We start from the raw sequence: 19,547 nt of genomic DNA, 5'->3' as shown, positions 1-19,547 counted from the left end.
GGGTCAGACCCCTCGGACGGCACCATCCACATCCTCACAGTCAGTCGTCCGTGGCCTCCGGGTGCGGTCCTGTGACAGCCACTCGTCCCTCGCCGAAGGGGCGACAACGGCGGCGGGGTCACCGTTGCAGTAACTAGCCAGGATCCGTACTGCGCTGTCGTCGTGGAGCAGTAAGACGGGGCAGCCCTGGAAGTACACGGGCGCGGCGATCCCTGCCAGGTGACCCGCACCACCGTGAGGCCCTCATAGTGGACCGTCGCCGCGGCGCGGCAATGTACTGGTCGGTGCCACCAGGCCGGAGAGCCGAAGCCCGGTGTGCCTCCGGCCAGACAGCCGCCCAGGCCTCGGGGCAGCCGGGCAGGTCAGCCGGCCCGCGATGGACGAGTGCCGGCGGGCGGCGTCCGACGAGCGTCCGCATCATGGCCGGTGCTCCCTCCCTGTCCGTACCACTGCTGGTGGCACCGGCGGGACGGCGCTTCCTTCGGTGGGCAGGCCCTGCCAGTACATGCCGGGTGTCAGATGCTCGCCTTTCATCACCAAGGACAGCGCACCGAGCCTCGCACCGGCACCGACCACAGCGTCGTACAGCACTACCGAGCGCGCGCCGATGCTCGTCCCGGGGCCCACCGTCACCCTGGACATCTTCATCACCCGGTCCTCGAACAGGTGCGTCTGCAGGGAGACGTGCATGCCGATCGCGGCGTCGTCGCCTGCCTCCACCAGGTCGAACTCCGTCAAGTACGTGGTGGCGATCCAGGCGCGCCGGCCGATGCGGGCGCCGAACAGGCGCAGGACCGGCGGCAGGAACGGTGTCCCCACCAGTGCGCCGACGCCCGCGGGGACCGCAGCGGACTCGAAAAGACCGGTGACGAACTCGGTCCGGCGGACGAACAGGCTCCACAGGGGTTCGACGCGCTGCTGGTACCGCCCGGCAACCGCCCACTTGGCCAGCGCGCAGCACCCGACGACAGCTGACATCGCACCCATGGCGAGCAGCGGCGACACCAGCAGCACGACCACCGGTCCGGCCTCGCGGGCGAGGCAGGCGAGGGTCGACAGGTACCCCAAGCCGGCGGCGGCGAGCAGCGTCGAGGGTAGCGTGACCCGGAAGAACTCGATGGCCAGGCGGCCCAGTACGGTCCCGCGAGTCGGCCGGAACGTCAGCGTCTCGGGATAGCGCCCGCTGCCCTGGCGCACCGGCAGCCGTAGTGCGGGTGAGCCCAACCAGGTGGTGCCCGGGGGGACCTCGCCGGTGGGCGGCACGGTGCCGACGCCGACCAGGCAGCCCGGGCCGAGCCGGGTCCCGGCGGGCACGAGGGCCGCGTTGCCGACGAAGGCGCGCCCGCCCACTTCGGTGGGTGCGAATGCCATGCGGTCGGCGGCGAAGGCGGCGACGCCGAGACCGGCCATGTCGGCGACGAAGCTGCCGTCATGGAGGGTGAGCAGGTCGGGGTCGATGTGTGCCACGGTGGACACCTCGGCGCTCCGGCCAACCCGGGCACCGAGCAGCCGCAGCCAGGGGACGGTGTAGAGGGTGGCGTAGAGCGAGTTGGTCAGGGCCAGGCTGTGCTCAAGAAGCTTGTCGGCAACCCACTTGCGCACACCGAGTGACGACCGGGCACGGTGGACACCCACCGGTGTCCTGGGCAGCACCGCCCGCCTGCCCACGGCGACGGTCAGGCACACGGTGGCCACGAAGACCGGGCCGGACAGCAGGGCCGCTGCCGGTTCACCGCGCAGCCACGCCCACCAGCACAGGGCAGCGCCCGGCGCCGCCACGGCGACGGGTACCGCTTCCAGCAGGACCAGACCGAGCAGGGCGGCGGCCAGGTGACGTGGCCGCCAGCGGTCCGTGCGGCCTGAGGTGGCCAGCATCGACTCGACGATCGGCGACAGAGCCGTGACCGGACGGGCGGGCGATCCTGCACGCCGGGCTCCGACAGGGATCACCTCACCCGGTCCCGCCAGCGACTGCTCGCCCAGCGCGGCACCGGAGCCCAGCTCCGCTCCCGGTTCGCAGACGGCGCCCGCGCCGACGTACGCCCGCGCGCCAATCGTGATCGGGGCGATCTCGACCCATCCGTCAGCGACCTGCCAGGGGCGCAGAGTGGCTCCGTAGCCGATCGCGGCGTCAGCATCGATGCGCAGCAGTGCGGGCAGGCCGATCACACTCGTCGCGATGGCCGTGCGCGGGCCGACCCGGGCTCCGAGGAGCCGTAGGTAGAGACCCATCAGCGGAGATCCGCTGAGGACCCGGAGCGGGCTCATGCCGAGCACCAGCACGTCGAGCGTCCACAGACGCAGGTAGACGGCTCCCCACAGCGGATACCGGCCGGGCCTGATCCCGGCGGCAAGCAGCCGGGCGAGCAGGACGGGGGCGAGCCAGCGTACGGCGGTGTACCCAGCCAGGACCGCGAGCGCGGACCCGAGGGCGCCGGAGGCCGACGGGCGGCCGTGGTGTGCCGCGTACAGAAGGGCGAGTGGGCCCGTGAGCAGGAGCAGGAGGGCGTGGAGCGCGCCCGCCTGCACCAGTCCTGCCCGTGCGGTCCGTCCGCGGCCGTGCCGCAGGAGCGGCGTGGGACGGGGCTGTCCGGCCGCGCCCGGGGCGCCGGTTTGCGTGCACAGGCGGGTCGTGAAGGTCCGGACGGTGGGGTTTTCGTACAGGTCACGCAGGGTGGGGCCACTGCCGCCGCCCTGTTCCCGCAGCAGGGACACGGCCTGGGCAGCGAGCAGGGAGTGGCCGCCGAGGTCGGTGAAGAAGTCCGCCTCGGCCGACACCTCCTCCGGAGAGACACCGAGTGCGCGGGCCCACGCGTCCCGCACACGCGCCTCCCTCGCGTCGCGGACCGGCGCCACGGGACCGGCTGTCGCCAGGCGACGCCCGGACGGTCGCGGAAGCCGCGCCCGGTCGGTCTTGCCGCTCGGTGCGATCGGCAGCCGGTCGAGGAAGTCCACAGTCGCCGGGACCATGTAAGCGGGCAAGGCACGACGCAGACGTTCGTGCAGTCGGGCGGCGAGAGCAGGGGCGTCGGTCCCGCCGTCGGCGGCTCGCACGACGAACCCGGCCAGGACCTGTCCGCCCGCGCCGCCGCACGAGACCGGCGCCACGGCCGCCTGCATGACGCCCGGATCCTGCATCAACACGTTCTCGATCTCTTCCAGCGACACCCGGTAACCACGGATCTTCACCTCGGCGTCGGCACGGCCGAGGTACTCGATCTCCCCCTCCGGGGTCATCCTGCCGAGGTCACCCGTGCGGTACAGACGGCCGCCCCCGGGGGCCAGGGCGTGGTGGAAGAAGCGGTCGGCGGTCAGGTCCGGGTGGCCGACATATCCCCGGGCCACGCCCGGCCCGCCCAAACAGATCTCCCCCACGTCGCCCTGTGGCACGGTCTCACGCCGCTCGTCAAGGAGGACGGCCGTGTACGTCGGCAGCGGCCGGCCGATGGTCACCGGACGACCCGGGCGGAGTTCTTGGACGGTGGCCGTGACGGTCGCCTCGGTCGGCCCGTAGGTGTTGACGATCCGCCGCCCCGGTTTGCTCCACCGTTCGACCAGCGTGGCGGGGCACGCCTCGCCGCCGACGAAGATGCCGCGCAGGCGCGGGAGGTCCCGCGGGATGGTCGCCAGCAGGGTGGGCACGCAGTACAGGACGGTCACCTGATACCGGTCCAGGAAGTCGGCGAGCTCGGACCCGAGCCGTCCCGGTCCCGTGGGTCCTGCGACCAGGGTGGCGCCGGCCGCCCAGGTAGGCCAGATCTCCTCGATCGAGAAGTCGAAGGAGATGGTCATGCCCTGGTACACGCGGTCCGAGGGCCGGATTCCGTAGACCGGGGAGACGACGCGCACGAAGTTGCCGATGCTCGACCGGGCGACCTCCACTCCTTTGGGTCTGCCGCTGGACCCCGAGGTGTACATCACGTAGGCCAACGGGTCCGCCACTTTCCTCGGCCCTTCGTACGGACGTGTGGTGGGCAGCGTCGCGAGGTCCCGGGCCCCGGAGTCCGCCTCGATGACCGCGCATGTCCTGGGCGGCATCGCCCGGACCGCGTCGGCCGGGCGGGCGGAGGCGGTGAGCAGGGCATCGGCACCGACATCCTGAAGGATGAAGGTCACCCGGTCCGCGGGCGCAGCGGGATCGACCGGCACGAACGCCGCGCCCGCCTTGCACACGCCGAGCAGGCTCGCGTACATCTCCACGGACCTCGGCAGGAGCAATCCGACACGGCTGTCCGGTCCGATGCCGAGACGCCGCAGCCGATGGGCGACCTGGTTGGCCCGGGCGTCCAGTTCGGCGTAGCTCAACCGCTGAGCGCCGATTTCGAGCGCCACGGCGTGCGGGGTGCAGTCACAGGCGTCCTCGAAGAACCGGTTCAGTCCGGTGACGCTCCCGATGGCCGGGGCCGTGCGGTGCCGGGCCGGGGCGACGGGCGGAGTGACGATATCGGAAGTCATGGCGGTTCCCCTGGGATCCGATGGCGAATCGGTACGGTGGAGCCGACTGCGGCACGGGGACGCGCGGCCTCCCAGGCACCCTCCAGCCTGCACGCCATGAGCTGAGAGGACGCTGAAAGGACGCCCATGGGGCGGCTGTCGCGGGCGGTCGGCCCACGCCGGGAGGGTGGATGCCGCGGGACGGGCCCGGCGAGGGGGGTGATAGGGACTGCGGGGCAATTGCTGGCCGTCCTGCGATGCGGCGGTGTTCCTGCGGCATCGGGCGCCCGTTGCTCGGCGCAGCGGCCCGGGTCGCCGATAGAGGCCGGCTGGAATTCGGTGGGTGGTCATGGCTCGCCTAAGGACGCCGTTGCTCTTGTTGCGTCGATATGCAACTTGAGCAGGTCGGCCTGGTGGCGGCCTGTGTCTGAGCAGCACCTAGTGGTCACGCCCAGGGCGATGGCCAGTCGTACCGCGCGGGTCTTCGCACCGCGCCTGGAACGGAAGAGGGCGGACCTGGGCAGCAGTTGCAGTCCCGGTCATAGCCCGGCTCACGCCGGGATTCTGTCCTGCTTGCCTGACCGCCGTACCCATTCCGTCGCCCGACGCTCGGTTTACCGCGGGGGCGAGGGAGATCGCTTCCCGAGACGCCCGGCGGGCACCCTACTGTCTGACGATCTGCCTCGACTCGAAGCGTCGATCTGTGGTCATACCCGCCGCGGGTTCGCTCGCGGGTGCCGATCAGGCGGAGGTGCGCCATGACGATCACCATGACGCTGCTGTGTTGATGGCGGCGTCTCCCGAGGCTGCCGAGGTCGGGGGGCCGACGCGTGCGGAGGAACTGCGACGGGTCGTACTCGTCGCATGGCATGAGCTGCTTCAGCCGTTCCTGGGTGTCGGTGCCCGGACGGGGGTTGTGCAGGATCAGGTGGTGGCCGGGCAGCTCGGGCAGCGACAGCAAGGTGGCGTCGAAGATCAGCATACCGGCGTCGGGGTGGTCCACCGCCTTGACCGTCTGCGGGCCGGCCGGCCATACGAGTGACACAGCTGGCCATCACGTGCCGCGATCCGCCAGCGTCGCATGCCGCCTCAGGGTCTCAGCCCTCTGGTCACGCTGGGGAATTTGGCATCCGCCGATGTCGAATCGCAGACCGTCGCGAGTTCGCATCCGATGCAATTGGCGGTGGTTGGGCCATCGATACAGCCATTAACGCCAAGCACTTGGTCTTGGTCTCGGTGCGGTGGGCTCTGGGGGCGGTGTCGTGTCGCTGACCAGCCGCAGGGTGGGGCGCGGTGGAGCGAGCTCGCGGAGTTCGAGTGCCGCCTCACGCCAGTTGGCGGTCAGCTGGAGCAGGCGCTCGCTGTCGTGGCGGCAGCCGGGTGGTGGGGTGTTCGGGACGGTCGGCCACAGGATGGTGACGGTGAACCGTGGTTCGGCGGCATCATGGTGTGCTGAGCCGATAGGTCCACATCTCGGCCATCTGACCGTCGAGGAGTCGAATCAGCCAGATGAGACGGCTGTCTATGGTGTCTGGGCGACTTTCGTGGCCGACACCACCGACCACAGACAGCGAGTCGTTGTTGCCGAGAATCGTGTCGATGTAGAAGCGGAGTCCTGGCCGGGTGGCATGGGTCTGTGCGACCGCGCGTTGAACGTCCGCGGGGTCATTGACCTCTGGATGTGCGTGGTCGGCCGCCGCATGCGCCGCCTGGCGTCGGAAGGCCCCGGGCGGCATGCCGACCAGCTCGGTGAAGCGGGTGGTGAACGTGCCCAGCGACGCGCAGCCGACCGCGAAGCAGACCTCGGTGACGCTGAGGTCACCCCGCCGCAGCGGCGCCGTCGCGCGCTCGATGCGACGCGTCATCAGGTACGCGTACGGCGATTCACCATAGGCGGCCCGGAACCGCCGGCTGAGGTGCCCGGCGGACATGTTCACGTCGCGGGCGAGCGCCTCCACGTTCAGCGGCTGCGCGTATTCCCTGTCGATCCGGTCGCGGACGCCGCGCAGCCGTGCGAGGTCAGTCAGGCGCTGCGCCTGGGGTGCCTTGCCAAGGCAGTCACCCCAGGCGCTCGGTGGTGATGACCGGCCCCGCCGGATTCGACCACCCGGTCCAGCAACTGTCGGACAGCAGCGGGACGGCCCGGGCCCGTGGCCGGTTCAACGAGGATCTGGACGCGACCCTGGCGGGCGGCCGGCACGGCGGGTACCGCTGCGCCGGGGCGCCGCCGCGTTCCTTGCAGGTGGTCGCGATGTCGGCCCGCGCGGCCGCATCGATACCCGCACGGCTCAGCGGACGAGTCGGGGCCCTCGGAGTGGACCTTGGACACACTGGTCGCCGCGGCCCGGGGCCTGGGCATCGAGGTCAGCCGCTCCCAGGTGCGCCGGATTCTGCTCGCGGAAGGGTCCGCTGGCGGCGCACGCGATCCTGGACGCGCTCGAAGGATCCGGACTTCGAGGGAAGAAGGACGCGGATCGTCGAGCTCTACACCAGCCCGCCCGCCGGCGCGACGGTGGTCTGCGCCGGCGAACTCGGCCCGGTGATCCCCCGCGCTTTCCCACTGGCACCTGGCTGGTCGCCGGACAGGCACCGCATCAAGAATGCGTTCGACTATTCCCGCGGGCCGGAGAAGACCTAGGGCTACGGCGCCTTACGCATCCGCGACGGTCAAGCGATCACGATGACCGCCGCTTCTCGCAACAGCGCCCTCACGCATCAAGCACGTTTTTATCCCGGTCGGTGCCTGTTGGCTCAACCTCCAAGGAGGCTGGTGGCGCATCTTCCGCAAGACCGCCCTGGCCGTACGCTCCTTCGGCGACCCAGGCCGCATCACCCACGCCACGAACGCCGCCACCGACCAGATCAGCTCCCGCGCCCGACCCTGGATCTGGGGCAGACCCGCACCACCGACCCGCGTCCTACGGCGTCGATATGTGCGCCTCGTTTGAGGAATCCAGCACTAGCTAACAGCATCTGTCACGCAGATAGGGAGGTTGAGGATGTACCCCGGAACACAGAGATCGCTGTCTGCCGGAGGTGTCGGCCTGGTCGCGACGGAAGCGCGTGCTGCGGGAGCTGCGGCGGCGACACCTCCTGCGAGAACCCCGGTGGTGATCAGCCCCGTGAGGATGATGGCGATGGGCCTGAGCATGTGCGTCCTCCATCTGTGGTCGGCAGTGATGTCGACCGTAGGCACGACGGCGCCACATCGGTGGCATTTGCTGGTGGACTGTCCGGGTGGTGATGGAAGATCTGTGTGTTGCCATTCAGCCGTCCGACCATCGACGCCGCCCAAAGGGCAGCGTCGGTCTCCAAGACCTCGGTGTGGTCTTGGAGACCGATGTCACGCTGCAACCGGGGCGGTTCCTGGTGATCCGCGACCTGCTGCGTGCCGGGCCGCGGCACATACACGACCACGAGCCTGGTCAGATGCCGGTCGCTCACCTTGCTCCCCGACCGTTCCCACGGCATCGGCGCCGTCATGACCGGTCCGCCTCACCGGTCGCCGACGGTGCAGCTGCTGCCCCCGGCAGCGCCCTGCCCGCCAGCACCGCCGGCCATCGCACCGCCGGCAGCCGGTTCCCCTCCGGCAGCCCTACTCACACTTCCTCGCCCAGGCCCTGAGCGGTCAGGCTCTGGGGCAGGCGCCCCTTGCGTCGTCCACGACGACTCGCTCTCTTCTGCACCCTGTCGAGCCCGCAGCACCTGGCGGCCGCCCAGTTCGGTGACGGCTCTGGCAAGGGCCGTGCGGTGCACCGCGGTCGGGTAGCCGAGACGCTTGGTGGCCTCCTCGGGGTTCAGGTCCGGTTCGTCCTGCAGCAGGTCGGCGATCCGCTCCCCGCGCAGCCGGGGCAGGGCGCGCGCGGCCGCGGCGTAGGACAGACCGACGCGCTCCTGGACAGTTGCGAGGGTCACTGCCGGGTTCTCGTCGAGCAGGGCACCGACCCAGCCAAGATCTCATCGCGAGGCACCCTGTCGTCACTGCCCTTCCGGCCCGCGGCCACCACGCCGCCCGCCACCGCAACACGCGTCACAACCAGTGAGCTACTCCACAAACGCACGGGGAGTTGAGGATCACTCCCGGCTGAGGTGAATTCGAACTCGCCGTTGATTCACCGCGCTCATCCAGCAGATGTGCCGCGGCGCCGAACGGGCCGTGCCTTCGGCGTCTTCGACGCCACGGCCGGCAGGTCCTCCTCCATCGGCCCCGTCACCCGGCAGCGCCATCCTCGCACCGGCCTCCGGCGTCCAGGGCCGGCGCTGGATCTTCTCCGTCAACGTCCCCATCGGCGTCCTCGCCGTCCTCCCGGGCCGATCTCGGTGTCCTGGCGCTCATATATCCGCTGATCCAGGCGGACTCCGGTGCCATCGGCCACCTGTCGTGGCTCTTCCCCGCCGGCGCCGTGCTCTTTGACTCCTTCACAGGCCGACCACATCGTCTCGTCGTCCGGGGTAGTCAGCCGCTGCTCGGTCCACGGCTGTTCACCACCGTGCGCGGCTACGCCATCGCCGCCGACGCCGGCCCTGTACTTCATCGGCTTCAGCGGCTGGTCGTCGCGCTCTTCCACCAGCACGGCCTGGACTACTCCCCGCCCCGCTCCGGCCTGGGCGGCACCGCGCTGCTGCTCTGCTACGGACATCTGGACGCGGCGTCTTGGGCCGCCGCACCGCTGCTGTTCCCCGGCGCCGCCCTGCAGACCGGGCAGCGACCGGGACACCGCGCTGAGCGCTGCCCCGGTCGCCGTGACGGCGCCCCTGGCGCCCGCGACGTTCGACTGGCAGCGCGACCGGCACCTGCGCAGGCCGCGCCGGAAGTGCCCCGACGAGGTCGCCAACAACCCCATGCGCTCCCGGCAGACCTGCCCCACTCCACCTCACGAGGGCGGGGTCCAGCGCTGGCCGGTGCTGCCCGCGCAGGAGGCGAGGGTCAACTGGGTCTTGTTCGTCGCGCCGTTGCTCGAATCGGTGAGGCACAGGCCCGAGACCGGGTTGAGGAGTTCACCCTTGCTGTCGGACTGCCATTGCTGGGCCTGGGTGCCGTTGCAGGTGTGGAGTTGGATCTTCGTGCCGGAGGTGGTCGCGCCGCCGGTGACGTCCATGCAGTCGTTGAGCACCTGCAGGGTGCCGTCGGGGACGACCTTCCAGGTCTGCGCGTCGGTGCCGTTGCAGGAATAGATCTGGACGGCCGTGCCGTTCGAGGTGCCCGAGCCGGCATCGTCGACGCACTTGCCGGTGGCGGTCTCGGTGAGCGGCCCGCTCGGCTGGGCCGCTCCCGTGCCCGGGGTGCCGTCGTAGGACGGCGGTGCGGCCGAGGCGTCCGACGCCCACTGGGTGTCGGCGGTCGAGGTGAGGGTGAAGTCCAGTTCGGCGGAGGCGCTCACATAGGAAGCCGGTAGGTAGGCCTTGTTCCAGGCGGTGCCGTTCAGAGTCAGGGCCTGGACATATGGTGAACCGTCCGCCGCAGCGGGGGCGTTGACGGTCAGCGTGTGCCCGCCCGCGGTGATGACGGCCGAGGTGAACAGGGGGCTACCGATGGCGAGGTCGGCGGTGCCCGGTGTCTCCGGGTAGAGGCCGAGCGCGGACCAGACGTACCAGGCGCTCATCTCGCCGAGATCGTCGTTGCCGGGCTCGCCACCGGCGGTGTTGCTCCACAGCTGGTCCTGGACGGCACGCACCGTGGACTGTGTCTTGTACGGCTCGCCGACCCAGTCGTACTCCCACGGCAGCCCGATGCTGGGCTCGTTGCCCATGTTGGACTGGGTGCCGATGACGCTTCCCAGCCCCTGGTAGCCGCTGAGCACGCTGTCCAGGTACGACGCCAACGACGAGGTGCCGCCCTCCAGGGACGCCAGCTTGGCGAGGTTGAAGGGGATCATCGGGGTGTAGGTGAAGGCGTCGCCCTCGGCGAAGTCGTTGTTCGAGGTGCCGGTGATCAGCTTGGCGTTGAAGCCATCCATCCAGCGGCCGTTGGAGTGCCGTGGCTGGATGTAGCCGGAGGACGTGTTGAAGATGTTCTCCCAGTCCTGCGCCCGGTTCAGGAACTTCTTCTGGCCCGCGGTGTCGCCGAGTGCGCCCGCGAACTGCGACAGGGCGAAGTCGTCGGTGTCGTATTCGAGTTGGGTGGAGGTGGTGGCGTACTCGTGGCAGCAGCCGTACGGCGAGTTGGTGGGCAGGTACCCGAAGGAGTCCAGGTACGTCACACCGGGCGTGACATCGGTGTCGGTGGTCTGTTCCTTGATCATGGCGGACAGGGCCGTGGCGGTGTCGAAGTTCCGTGCGCCGAAGGCGTAGTAGTCGGCCAGCACGGGGACGGCCGGGTCGCCGACCATGATGTGCGTCTCTCCGGTGGCCATGCCCCACTTGGTGAGGGTGCCGCCCTGCGAGTAGTCGTTGACGATGGACTGCGCCATGTCGGAGGCGGCCGACGGGTCGAGCAGTGCCGTGAGCTGTGTCTGGGAACGGTAGGTGTCCCAGTTGGAGAAGTCCGTGTACTGGGCGCTGTGGCCGCCGGTCACGGTGTGCACGGCGTTGTCGTAGCCGCGGTAGGAGCCGTCGGCGTCGCTGACCACGCTGGGGAAGAGCGAGGCGTGGTAGAGGGCGGTGTAGAAGACGGTCTGCTGGTCGCTGGTGCCGCCGCTGACCGTGATCTTCGACAGCTCGTTCCGCCAGGCCGTCGTCGCGGCGGACTTCACGTCGGCGAAGCTCCTGCCGGTGGCCTCCGCGTCCCGGTTGGCGGCCGCCTCGGCCGTCGACGTGTAGGAGATGCCGACCCGGGCCTGGACCGTACGGTTGCTCGTGGTGTCGAAGGTGAGGTACTCGCCGCCGCTGTAGCCGCCGCTGGCGGTGAAGGGGTGGTCGAAGGTGAGGGCGAAGTAGACGGTGAAGGGGTTGGTGGCTTCGCAGAAGCCGGTGCTGGTCACGGAACCGGTCACCGTGTCACCGCCCGTCACGTTCAGCGTCGAGGAGGTGTACGGGGTCTGCGTGCCGTTCAGTTTCAGCAGCAGGTCGGCCTGGGTGGAGGCAGGGAAGGTGAACTGGCCGATGCCCGCGTGCGTGGTCGTGGTGAGCGCCACGCTGGTGCCGTTGCCGAGGGCGACCGAGTACGAGCCGGGTGCCGCCGTCTCGTTCGCGTGGGAGAACGACTCGGTCGTGGAGCCGGGGTCGGAGCCGATCGAACCGACGACAGGCAGGATGGGCAGGTCTCCGGCCGCGTCGCAGCCGACGCCGGAGACGTGGGTGAGGCTGAAGCCGGAGACGGCCGAGTCGGCGTAGTTGTATCCACCGCCCTTGGGCCGGGAGGTGGTGTCCGGGGACCACTGGAGCATGCCGTGCGGGACGTCGGCGCCGGGGAAGGTGTTCCCGGCGCTGAAGTCGTTGTTGCCGCCGGTGCCGATATAGGGGTTGACCAGCGACACGGGGTCGGAGGCGGTCGCGGACCGTGCCGTCGGGGCGAGTTGGCCGGGCAGGGCGAAGGCGAGTGCCATCGCGCCGGCCACCAGCACCCGCAGCAGGGGGCGAGAGCGCAGGATGTCAGCCACGGCTCAGCACCTCGCCGAGCACGCCGTTCGCCGGGGCGGTGATCCAGTCGGTGGAGATGTACGAGGCGCCGTCGGCGGCGAGTTCGGCGACGCGCGCCCGGGCGTCCGCCAGGGAAGGGTCGGAGGAGCTGAGGGCGGGCGACACGTCGTAGGCGTCGGTGACGACCGTCAGGTAGTGGTTGGTGTCGTACCACTGGGTGTCCCCGTCGCCGGCCCAGGCAGCCGCGTCCGCGTCGAACACCACGAACCAGGGGCGCAGGGTCGTGTCGCTGTACCGGGTGCGCGGGTCGACGGCCTGCGCGCCGAGGACGCCGGGGAAGACGGCGGCCTGGTCGATGGTCCCGGCGTCGTTCAGGTCCTTGAGGTGCTGGGCGTAGACGACGTCCACCCAGCTGGAGGCGGGGTCGACGGCCTGCTCGAAGGTGCCCGGGATGATCTCCACGATCGCCTTGCCGCTCAACACGGAGTTTCTGGCCCAGTTGTTCGCGCGGGCGGCGGTGTCGAGGTCCGGGTAGCGGGTGCCGTCGCTCTTGGTGAGCAGGTCGGCGGGGGTGTAGAGGACGCTGCCGAGGTGGGCCTTGACGTACGCGTCGAACGAGGTCGGGTTCATGCCGAGGGTGTTGTCGAACCCGTTCTTCATCTCGATCTTGACCATGATCGGGTGGCTGGAGGGGTGGGCCCGCAGCCAGATCCGGATGTCGTCGAGGCAGCTGTCCAGGTTCTGGTTGCGGTTGCCGGTGTAGAGGTCGGCGGCCGTGTCCGCCTGGACGCAGTTGTTGTCGCTGCCCAGCGGGTTGCTGTGGCTCACGTCCCACTTTCTGTTGAACACGTTGGCCCAGGTGTCCAGTTCCACCAGGGAGGTACCGGTGTCCAGGGCGTTGGCCAGGTAGGTGTACGTCGACTTGTCGTTGTACGTGTTGTGGATGCCGGTGCCGGAGACCTCGGCCAGCGTCGCCCCGGCGAGGTCGTCGGCGTGGGCGGACGGCATCGTTGTCAGGGCGAGCAGCAGGGCCGAGACGGCCGGCAACACGGCCCCCACTCTTCGACAGATCATGCGCATGCCAATCCTCTCTCGCGCAGCGGTGCCCGTGGCCGCGCAGAGCCTAGAGGGGACGGGCATCCATTCGCTACGCCCCGGTAACCGCTTTCCCAACATCCGGGAGCTGTTGCGGGTGTGACGCGACGGCACTACTCCGCAAGTGACCAGGGAGCGGACAGCAGATCGGCGATGCTGCGCCGGTCGCGGCCCTGCGACGGATCTCCGGCCGCCTTCCCCAGCGCGATCATGGAGACGATCGCCCAACCCGGGTTCGGGCCCAGTTCCTTGGTAAGGCCTTCCAGATCGAAGGCGCGGAACTGGTGGGCGGCCAGTCCCATCGCCTGGGCCTGGACGGTCATATGGGCGACGGCCTGGCCGAGGTCGTAGTCGGCGAACTCGGAGTAGAGCAACTGCGTGTCGCCGACGTGGCGACGCGTCAGCGTGACGACGAGCAGGCCCGCGTCCGTCGCCCACCGGGCCGAGCTGGGCGCGAGGTGGCGGACCACCCGCTCGTGCTCCGGCTCACCCGGTCGGCTCGTGAAGAAGCCCCACGGCTGGGAGTTACCGGCGGACGGCGCCCAGCGTGCGGCTTCGAGCAGCAGGCCCAGGCAGCGGTCGTCGACGGTAGCCGACGGGTCGAACTCGTAAGGACTGAACCGACCCGCCAGCAGAGGATGGATACCAACGGGCGGTTCTTGATCACGTTGCATGTTCCGGTGCAACCGATCACCGTGCGGGCGTATTCCAGCTCGCCCCGTGACCGGTTCGACGCGTTCACCGCAAGGCCTCGGCAGCCGTCGGGGCGCGCTTCCGGATCCGGATGCCGGCGAGGGTCACGGACGGGGCGCCCAGCAGGAGGCCGGTGGTCGTGTCGGTGACGGGTGTACTCGCCGGAACGCGCGGGGCCTGGGCGGCCCGGGGCGGGCGTTCATGTGTACATCCGCCCTGGGGATGCCGGTGGTGTCCACGGAGAGCGCGCAGACGACTGTCACCGGGTCGCCGGCGTCGTAGTCGTAGTCGTCCGGGCGGTGACGCTGGTGTGGCGCCTTTCGACCGGTTCGACGAAGCGGAGATCGCGGTCAGCTGCGAGATATCGAGGTCGTTGGCGAACTTCTTGCGCTTGTCGATGGTCCAGGTGTCGGCACCCGACCGCCAGGCGTTCGCAAGCGGCACAGTGTGATCGATGTCGACCTTGGACGCGGAGCCGAGGGTCTTGTCGTCATAGGGGCTGACCAGGTGCCGGGCGATCGCCCGGCACAGCGAGTCCTGTGTCACACCCTGCCCGTCGCGGGAGAGGACGACTTCACAGGTGTCGCATTCCCCGTACTGCTTCATCCAGTGAGGGAACTTCGCGTGGCTGTAACCGTCCATCGCGTGCGGCACTTCTCCCTGCATGGCGAACTGGCCACGCTCTACGTCACACAGGCACAGATGGCCATCACCACCTGGCTGCCCCTGCGGCGCGAGGGCGGGCTCGACGCGCTCGTCGAGCCCGAGGCCGAACTTGCGGGCTCGTTGACGTTCGATGTCGTCAACGACATCGTTGGGCGAGGAAGATCGCCTCGACGACGGGGGCGGTGTCCTGGGCTTCGTCCAGGAACAGGTAGTCGGCGTCCAGTTTGGGCTGGGCGAGAGCCCAGATCTTCAGGTAGTGGTCGTATGCGAAGCGGACGCAGCCGTCGTCGGTTTTGCAGGTCCTTCCAGGCTTTGTGGGCGACGGGGACGATGTGGCCGGCCAGTTCGCGGTGCAGGTCTTTGTCTTCCAGGCCGCGCAGTTTGGGGACGTGGCGGTGGGTGATCGTGTGGTCGGCGATGTGGCAGAAGCGGCTGACGGTGCGCAGGACGGTGTTGGACAGGGCCTGTTGGGGATCCTGCGTTCTCCGATGCAGATGTCTTCGGTGCCCGCCCCACAGAAGTCCACCCCACGCCCGCAGAGGCAGTGGCCAGCGATGCCCCGGACCCCGCTCCACAGCACAAGGTCCAGGACACCCTCTCCCAACCACCAGCCCGCGTCAGGAGAGCACAGACCAGCGGGGTCTATCCAACCCCCACGAACAGCACACGGCCGAGAAACCACCACGGCCTGCACCCTCACACCGAGACGGATCCCGCCAGGGAGCTACTAGCAGCTCGTGCCGCCGCCACCCAGCAGATCGAGCACCGCACTCAGCAGACCACCGAGCAGACCACCGAGGAGGCCACCGCGAGGAGTGCACTGGGAGCCACCACTGCCACCGCCGTTCCCGGGGGTACTGGGGGCCGCAGGAGCACTGGGGGCACCGGGAGCGGAGGGAGCTGCAGCGGAGGGAGCCGGAGCAGAGGGAACTCCAGCGGACGGAGCGGGAGCGGGAGCAGACGGAGCTCCAGCGGACGGAGCGGGAGCGGGAGCAGACGGAGCTCCAGCGGAGGGAACTGCAGCGGGAGCAGACGGAGCTCCAGCAGAGGGAGCTGCAGCGGGAGCGGAGGGAGCTGCGGCGGGGTCCGCCTGTGCCTGGGCGGGAGTGGCGAGCGCGAAGGCACCAAAGGTGAGCAGCACACTCGCGCTCGTACAGGCCATGGAGCGATGTACGCGATTCACTTCTGACTCCTGACGATCCGTTAGTAGAACATAAGCGACACTAGGGGCATATCGCCCGCTTGAGCGTGGCCACACGGATACACGTGCGTGAAGGAATCGTTCGATGAACGTGGAGAATTTGTGACGTTCGGTCGGCGGGCGGGGTAAAAGCGCCAGAGGCGCAGGGTGCCGTGCCCGCGCTCCCGGGAGATCACATCCCCGCAGGGATCGCCGCCGCGCAGCATCGGCTCCCACAACCAGAGGGGCGCCCCGGATCACGCCGGACCGCGCTTCGCGATCTCGGGCCAGCGGCGCGAGGCGCCCGCCGACGACACCCACGACGGCCGCCTCCACGCGGTCGCGCACGCAAGGCGCGACACCCGCGCAGGTTCGGCTGGACTGAACGCTGCACCGCGGGCCGAACGTGCTGGCGATCCCGGGGCGCGCCCAACCCCGCCCTCCTGGCCGAGAACAACGCCGCTGGCACGCTGTGGCTGCCCCAGGCTGAGATGAACCGCCTGGATGCGCTGGCCTAGAAAACACTTTCGAAACACGCACTAACTGACAAAAGCGCAGACCAGACCTCGCACAGCAAACCCCCACCCACACCCCCGCCCCCACCAAAGCACAGGCACCACCCGGCCACACCAGCACACCAAACTGATCAACCCATGTCAGCCCACCAGCCACTGATCACAAGACCCGACACCGGACACGCGCTCGCCGACCTCGGCTTGCAGTGGGCGGTGGAAGGGCAGCGTGATGACCAGTGACAGATCTCGAGAACAGAGCGTTAAAAATCCCGAGACGGTGACTACATACCGAGACGATCACTGAGCCCACGCCTCAGAGCCGCTCCGACTTCCGAACCTCCATGGAAAGCCCAGCTCAGAGCCACACGACACCACAGCAAGAAATCCTGAAACGATCACTAGATTCCTGGTCAGCACATCACCCATCTAGGCCCTTCTTTCGGATCAGCGGGCGGACCGGATGAAGATGCCGGCGATGTGGAGGCCGGCACGGAAGACGGTGGCGGTCTTCTCGTAGCGGGTCGCCAGGCCGCGCCAGCTCTTGAGGCGGTTGATGCAACGTTCTACGGTGTTGCGTTGCTTGTTTGCCTCGCGGTCGAAGACCGGCGGTCGGCCGCCGTTTCGGCCCTTGCTCTTGCGGTTGACGATCTGATTCGCGGGTTGCGGTACCCCGGCGCGTATGCCGCGTATGCGCAGGTGGTGGCGGATGGCTCGGGATGAATAGGCCCGGTCAGCCAGGACCGCGGCGGGCCGGGTGCGTGGTCGGCCGAGTAGCCGGGGCACGCGGATGGCGGCCATGCCGTGTTCGAAGGCTGGTGCCTCGCCCGCCTGGCCCGGTGTGAGGACGAAGCACAGTGGGCGGCAGCGGCCGTCCGCAGCGAGATGGATTTTGGTTGTCAGGCCGCCGCGTGAGCGTCCGATGGCGTGGTGGCCGGGTTCGCCGGCGGGCCCCCTTTTGCGGGCCCCGGCCGCGTTCTGGTGTGCGCGGACGACGGTGGAGTCCACGGCGACGACCCAGACCAGGTCGCCCTCGGCGTCGGCCTGGGCGAGCAGGGCGGTGAAGACCTGCTCCCAGGTGCCGTCGATGGCCCAGTTCCGCAGCCGAGTGTGGACGCCCTTCCGCGAGCCATACTCAGCAGGTAGGTGCACCCACTGCGCCCCGGTCTGGAACTTCCATGCGCTGGCGTCGATCACCTGGCGGTGCTCACGCCAGCGCCCGCCCCGCTTCGGCATCCGGTCCGGCAATAACGGCCGTGAGCGTCGCACAGGCGGACCGCCGGCTCCTCCCCGGGGAAGAAGACATGCTCGCGGTAGCCCTGCGGGCAACCATCGGCTGCGAAGGGATTCAGCACCCCGTCAACGTCCAGCAGGAGCAGTGGTCGCTGCCCCGGAACCAGGCCAGCTCCTGCGCCAACGGACGACCCCCCAAGCGGCATACGGACATTCAACCAGGCGGCGGCAGTCGGTCCGGTGATCCAAGGGAAAGACCCTAGTGATCGCTAACGGATTTGTCACCGCTGCAGCGGCTGGCCGGCCTCGGCCTGCAATGGGCAACATGAACGCTGAGTTGACCTCGTACGCGGCTCAAGCCCTACAACCGCTCGATTTTCGCGTCCTGCAGGCCTTCCGGGCGGTTCTTGGCCTCAAAGGAGACCTTATCGCCGCTGCTGTTGCCGTGGCCTTTGCCGCACCCGCAGCCGTGTCCGCTGCCATTGCCATTGCCACTGCCGTTGCCATTGCCACAGCCACTGTCGTTCCCATAACTGTTGCCGCAGCCACAGCCGGTGCCGTTGCCATTGCCGGTGCCCTTGCTGTCACCGCAGCCACAGCCGCTGCCGTTGCCATTGCCGGTGCCGGTGCCGGTGCCCTTGCTGTCACCGCAGCCACAGCCGTTGCTGGTTCCCTTGCCGTTGCTGTCACCACAGCCACAGCCGTTGCCGTTGCTGGTTCCCTTGCTGTCGCTGTCACCACAGCCACAGCCGTTGCCCTTGCCGTTGCTATCGTCGCAGCCGTTGCCGGCGGGGGTGGTGACGTCGGGGCGGACGCCCGCGACGGCAACGCCAGTAGCGGGGCCCGGCTGTGCCTGGGCCGGAGCGGCGAGCGCGAAGGCCCCGAGGGAGAGCACCATACTTGCGGTGGTACAGACCATGTAGCGGCGCATGCAGTTCACTTCCGACTCCTGACTGTCAGCCAGTGGGACATAAGCGACGCTAAGGGCCCTTCGCTCGCGATGTCCTCCTGGACTAGGTCATTCGTGTGCACAGGCCCGCCACGTGCACGGGTCCGGCACCAAAGAACCCCGCCAACGGCCGGATGTTGAGTGCCACTCAAGATGAGCATGAGGTTGCCGTTCAAGCGCCGAACACGGCGTAGCCGGGACAGAGACCGGCCCAACGGCGGCCACCGGGGTCAACTCCCGGACGCCCAATGGGGCTCGTGGTGGGAGCCCCGCCCCGTAAGGGGATCGGGCTCGCCCGCTGACCAGAGAGGCTCCCACCACAACCGCCGTGCTGCTGGCAAAGGAATCAGCACGCTCTCACAGGATGAGAGCCCACGTCTGAAATCGGAGGCAACGCCACAGCGTGGTCACCCCATCGGTCGAACCGCAGCGCGGCGGGCGCCCGGAGGATCGTCTCCCGGGCATCCCGCAGCCTCGTACTCACGGCGTCGATCGCGGCGGCGCCGACCGACGCCGAAGACGGCCGAGAGCTGACAGGAGTCCGCCCCGGCCGCATCACAGCCGGGGCGGGCGGCGCAGCATGGGCTGATAGATGCGGATCGGGCTGCTTGCCGCCCCTGACAACAGAGCCGGGCCGACTGGCGAACCCCCATGTGCGCGCCGGGCAGGCTGCCGTACTCGCCGACTCACGTTCGGAATCGGGTGGTCGGCCAAGTGGCGGTCGCTGCACCAGCCGTGCATGAGCGGCTGGCCGCCGACGGTCAGGATCAAGTCGTAGCGCTGGTCATCCATGGCCTTGCCGGAAGTCGTCGATGAGGATCGTCGGCCGGGTGCCGACCCCTTCGGTGCCTTCCCGGAGGCGTCGAGAATCCCTTTCATTGTCGTCGGCATGCCGGGCCACGGCTCGCGCACGGCCCGGGAGTGGCCCCAGTACAGGCCCGGCCAGCGCAACGCCCTGACAGCCTGCGCCAACGTTGCTCCCGCGCCTAGTGACTCGGGCAACTCTGCCTGCTCATCTGGGCGAGCCGAACGGGTGAATCCGGGGCTAAGATCGCGCCATGGCCATTGCGGTCACCGCACGTCGAGCGGCCAGCGAGGGCTTCATCGACGTCCCGAACGCAGTGTCGGATGGTTCGGGCTCCGGGAAACTCCGGAAAAGGGAGAGGCAGGGGACTCGCTGTGGAAGAGCCGCGTCGCCAGGGTGGCCGGTACGAACTGGGCCGGGTGCTCGGTCGTGGTGGCATGGCGGAGGTCTACCTCGCGCATG

Annotated in this window: 11 protein-coding genes and 2 pseudogenes; 1 reads left to right on the top strand and 12 read right to left on the bottom strand. The window is 69.3% G+C overall.

The window, feature by feature from the left end:
* Nucleotides 1-417: 417 nt before the first annotated feature.
* On the bottom strand, nt 418-4,455 hold the full coding sequence (locus AV521_RS45515) for a Pls/PosA family non-ribosomal peptide synthetase (protein ID WP_079249752.1): 4,038 nt from the start codon (nt 4,453-4,455) through the stop codon (nt 418-420).
* A gap of 682 nt (nt 4,456-5,137) precedes the next feature.
* Between AV521_RS45515 and AV521_RS49980 the strand changes: the two genes are divergently transcribed.
* Nucleotides 5,138-5,476 (top strand): hypothetical protein, encoded by a 339-nt coding sequence (locus tag AV521_RS49980; protein WP_076097839.1) that lies wholly within the window; start codon nt 5,138-5,140, stop codon nt 5,474-5,476.
* A 400-nt stretch (nt 5,477-5,876) separates the two neighbouring features.
* Here AV521_RS49980 and AV521_RS53115 read toward each other — a convergent pair whose 3' ends face one another.
* The 11 genes and pseudogenes from AV521_RS53115 to AV521_RS49975 all read right to left on the bottom strand — a co-directional run bounded on the left by AV521_RS53115 (nt 5,877) and on the right by AV521_RS49975 (nt 18,229).
* Entirely contained in the window at nt 5,877-6,443 is a 567-nt protein-coding gene (locus AV521_RS53115) for a helix-turn-helix transcriptional regulator (protein WP_371917119.1), read from the bottom strand.
* A gap of 1,486 nt (nt 6,444-7,929) precedes the next feature.
* Complete coding sequence (locus AV521_RS52085) at nt 7,930-8,349, bottom strand: hypothetical protein (protein ID WP_256726010.1); 420 nt, start codon at nt 8,347-8,349, stop codon at nt 7,930-7,932.
* Between the two features lie 359 nt (nt 8,350-8,708).
* A complete protein-coding gene (locus AV521_RS48985; RefSeq protein WP_143658773.1) occupies nt 8,709-9,008 on the bottom strand; it encodes a hypothetical protein in 300 nt (99 codons plus the stop codon).
* A gap of 300 nt (nt 9,009-9,308) precedes the next feature.
* On the bottom strand, nt 9,309-11,972 hold the full coding sequence (locus AV521_RS45480) for a lectin (RefSeq protein WP_076097837.1): 2,664 nt from the start codon (nt 11,970-11,972) through the stop codon (nt 9,309-9,311).
* Nucleotides 11,965-13,026, bottom strand: coding sequence for a hypothetical protein (locus AV521_RS45475; protein WP_256726009.1), 1,062 nt, complete (start codon nt 13,024-13,026; stop codon nt 11,965-11,967). Before AV521_RS45475 ends, AV521_RS45480 begins: the two co-directional genes overlap by 8 nt.
* 134 nt (nt 13,027-13,160) lie before the next feature.
* Complete coding sequence (locus AV521_RS45470) at nt 13,161-13,721, bottom strand: nitroreductase family protein (protein ID WP_076097835.1); 561 nt, start codon at nt 13,719-13,721, stop codon at nt 13,161-13,163.
* A gap of 64 nt (nt 13,722-13,785) precedes the next feature.
* On the bottom strand, nt 13,786-14,382 hold the full coding sequence (locus AV521_RS52470) for a DUF1524 domain-containing protein (protein ID WP_076097834.1): 597 nt from the start codon (nt 14,380-14,382) through the stop codon (nt 13,786-13,788).
* Between the two features lie 169 nt (nt 14,383-14,551).
* Nucleotides 14,552-14,876 (bottom strand): annotated as a pseudogene (locus AV521_RS52075) (DNA helicase); the annotation flags it as partial.
* Nucleotides 14,877-16,545: 1,669 nt separating this feature from the next.
* Nucleotides 16,546-17,334 carry an IS5 family transposase gene (locus AV521_RS45455; RefSeq protein ID WP_371917118.1) on the bottom strand — a complete coding sequence of 263 codons (789 nt, stop codon included), beginning with the start codon at nt 17,332-17,334 and terminating at the stop codon, nt 16,546-16,548.
* Nucleotides 17,325-17,537: pseudogene (locus tag AV521_RS52070) on the bottom strand (hypothetical protein); the annotation flags it as partial. The gene AV521_RS45455 and the pseudogene AV521_RS52070, both read right to left, overlap by 10 nt.
* A 155-nt stretch (nt 17,538-17,692) precedes the next feature.
* Nucleotides 17,693-18,229: a hypothetical protein gene (locus AV521_RS49975; protein ID WP_179023897.1), complete on the bottom strand. Its 537-nt coding sequence runs from the start codon at nt 18,227-18,229 to the stop codon at nt 17,693-17,695.
* Between the last annotated feature and the right edge of the window lie 1,318 nt (nt 18,230-19,547).

The organism is Streptomyces sp. IMTB 2501 (assembly GCF_001953885.1).
Taxonomy (GTDB): domain Bacteria; phylum Actinomycetota; class Actinomycetes; order Streptomycetales; family Streptomycetaceae; genus Streptomyces.
This window is presented reverse-complemented; position numbering and strand designations above follow the sequence as displayed.

Coding starts and splice junctions, on each gene's coding strand:
- AV521_RS52470 (WP_076097834.1), bottom strand. CDS start 14,382: ATGGACGGTTACAGCCACGCGAAGTTCCCTCACTGGATGAAGCAGTAC.
- AV521_RS49975 (WP_179023897.1), bottom strand. CDS start 18,229: ATGGTGCTCTCCCTCGGGGCCTTCGCGCTCGCCGCTCCGGCCCAGGCA.
- AV521_RS45470 (WP_076097835.1), bottom strand. CDS start 13,721: ATGCAACGTGATCAAGAACCGCCCGTTGGTATCCATCCTCTGCTGGCG.
- AV521_RS45455 (WP_371917118.1), bottom strand. CDS start 17,334: ATGCCGAAGCGGGGCGGGCGCTGGCGTGAGCACCGCCAGGTGATCGAC.
- AV521_RS45475 (WP_256726009.1), bottom strand. CDS start 13,026: ATGATCTGTCGAAGAGTGGGGGCCGTGTTGCCGGCCGTCTCGGCCCTG.
- AV521_RS45515 (WP_079249752.1), bottom strand. CDS start 4,455: ATGACTTCCGATATCGTCACTCCGCCCGTCGCCCCGGCCCGGCACCGC.